The sequence below is a fragment of the Desulfovulcanus sp. genome (assembly GCF_982781345.1).
Genome location: NZ_CEYAEZ010000117.1, coordinates 1 through 2224 on the forward strand (window position 1 = coordinate 1; position 2224 = coordinate 2224).

Annotated in this window: 3 protein-coding genes; 1 reads left to right on the forward strand and 2 read right to left on the reverse strand. The window is 38.1% G+C overall.

All coding sequences use genetic code 11. The annotated features are described in order from the left end of the window. The first annotated feature begins 52 nt into the window (after positions 1-52). Positions 53-235 carry a nitrogenase component 1 gene (locus AC3WVG_RS11420; protein WP_488798244.1) on the forward strand — a complete coding sequence of 61 codons (183 nt, stop codon included), beginning with the start codon at positions 53-55 and terminating at the stop codon, positions 233-235. 354 nt (positions 236-589) lie between these two features. Here AC3WVG_RS11420 and AC3WVG_RS11425 read toward each other — a convergent pair whose 3' ends face one another. Both AC3WVG_RS11425 and AC3WVG_RS11430 read right to left on the reverse strand, forming a co-directional pair. Next, positions 590-1066, reverse strand: a complete 477-nt coding sequence (locus tag AC3WVG_RS11425) for a hypothetical protein (RefSeq protein WP_488798245.1) — start codon at positions 1064-1066, stop codon at positions 590-592. A 64-nt stretch (positions 1067-1130) separates the two neighbouring features. Continuing rightward, entirely contained in the window at positions 1131-1880 is a 750-nt protein-coding gene (locus AC3WVG_RS11430; RefSeq protein ID WP_488798246.1) for a Rossmann-like domain-containing protein, read from the reverse strand. Positions 1881-2224: the final 344 nt, after the last annotated feature.

Below are 2224 nucleotides of genomic sequence, written 5' to 3' on the forward strand. Positions count from 1 at the left end.
TATTGACTGGTATATCTTTCCTAAAAAGTGACCAAAATTTAACCGGACACTAGTGAACCCTGTAATACTATCTGGTGGAGATTTACATGATCTACACCAATATGTAAGAAAAATCCAATATGTAAGAAAAATTGGTATAGAAATACTAATTGGAGATTCATACGGGGCACGAATAGCTAATGCTGAGAATGTTCCTTTGATAAGAGTAGGTTTTCCAATATATGATAGGCTTTGAGCACAGAGAATATCTGTAGTAGGCTATAACGGTGCTATCCAATTGATCGATAAAATAACAAATACAATAATAGAGAAGTATTACGGCGACGAAATATAATTTTTTATGCTCTTCAACATTTGCGGTTTTTACCCCGGTTCAGAGGCTTTAAGCAAATCAATGAGTGAGGTGAAAAAAATTTAATCCAAGATGAGGTGTTTGTTTTAACAAAAATGAAAATATTTGCCGTCAAAATGACATTTTTATAAAGAAGTTTCTGACGGGTCTGTTTATATTTTCAAAGATAAAGGTATCAATCAATATAAGATCGAAACCTCTGCCGAGGAATTATCAAGGAATCCTTCGGGGAAAAGCTCAGTAAATCTTGATTAAGCCATGAGAAGCCTGGATTAGATAGTTGGATATGGCAAAAACGTAAAAACATAGGCCTGCAAGCAGAATTGAAAGTGATATTTTGAAATGTCTGGTTTTTGCGTCCCTGATTTTGAGAATCATAATAAAACTTTGAGGTAAATCGTCTGCCTGAAAGGTGGAAATCCAGCGTAATCTGCTTACTCCGTAAAGAGCTGTAAAAAGCGCAGCCAGGATTGTACAGAGTCCAATAACCAGAGGAATGCCGCTATAAACGCCAGCTGCTACAATTCTGTGCCCTGAAAAACCGGTCACCGTGATTGCCAAGGCACCCAATTGAAAAATGGTTTGGTTGCGTTGATTGAGAACTGAAAACTGATGCTGCAGGGACTTCCAGACCTCTGCATCAGAGCCAAGGATTTTCAACATATGTTCGTATTCTCGTTGGTAGTACTTTTTTTCTTCTTTATTGAGTATCATTTGCCAACCTTTTTGCCTAGCTTAGGGATAATTGGCTGCTGAATTTACCCGTCACCTTTTGAGCCTAGATAGATTTAAAGCATAACCGATCTAATTCCATTATCTTGGCTGCTCCGGCGATGGTGGTTCCGTAAAAATATACCTGACGATTAAATTTATGGGCATTCTCCAGTATGTCTACAAGCGATCCATTGACAATAGTAGAGCCGGTGGCCAAGATGATGTTACTTTTTTTGAATATTTTTTTCATTCCTATATTGTTTCCCCATTCAATAGGTATGCCATATTTGATTTTGTCCCGGTTTTTTTCATTCCTATCTATACATAGAACAGAATTAGGCCCAAGAGCTTTAACTAGGGCTTCAAGAATGGCTGGTTGGAGTCCTATCAGACCTACACAGGTGGGGTGAAATTTTTTTACAAAATCAGCTATCTTCCAGGCGCATTCTTCTGGCTCGTTATTCTTGCAATGGATAGTTGTTAAATCCGGGTTTAGATATCGCAGAACTGCATTCAAGGTGGCAATAAATAAGGCTCTGGAGCGAGAATCTTGCAGTTGTAAATGGATAATTTCATGCAAATAGCCGGAAAAATTCGAAGGGGCATCAGTATAGGCCTGACCCTTTTTATCCATAAAGGTTGCTTCCATGAGCACTTCTTTGCCTCCTAAAAGAGGAAAATCCTGTCTCTCAGGGTTGCCAATAGCTTCATCCGTTCTTAAGATACGCGTTTTTATAGTAATTTTTTTGTCTAAAAGGCGTTCTTTTTGAGCCAGATGTAGAAATTTATTGCGCAAGATTTGATAGAACATCATTGCCTCCGTTAAATCGTAATAGGTTATGATAAATCTTTACGCCAGAACGGCCTATAAAGGCCTCTACGGAAATAACAATTCTGTCTGGTAGGCTGGAGAAATTAATCATTTACTTTAGTTAATTGCATGTAATATCAACATGTTGTCAGTCTTCTAGCTGGTTATCAACCTGGCTGATCAACTTTTCTCTACTTATGTATTCCTATTAACGGCTTAAATCAAGAAAGTGGTAGGATGTCGTCAATTACGAGTACCGTAAAGTGGGACTCGTAATTGACGAAGAAGCGAAAATGATGGGGTAGTTCATGAAATAAGAGCGGGTTGGCATCAAGGATGACTTGTAA

Excerpts from the sequence above, each read along its gene's own strand:
- AC3WVG_RS11425 (WP_488798245.1), bottom strand. The coding sequence starts at position 1,066 with ATGATACTCAATAAAGAAGAAAAAAAGTACTACCAACGAGAATACGAA.
- AC3WVG_RS11430 (WP_488798246.1), bottom strand. The coding sequence starts at position 1,880 with ATGATGTTCTATCAAATCTTGCGCAATAAATTTCTACATCTGGCTCAA.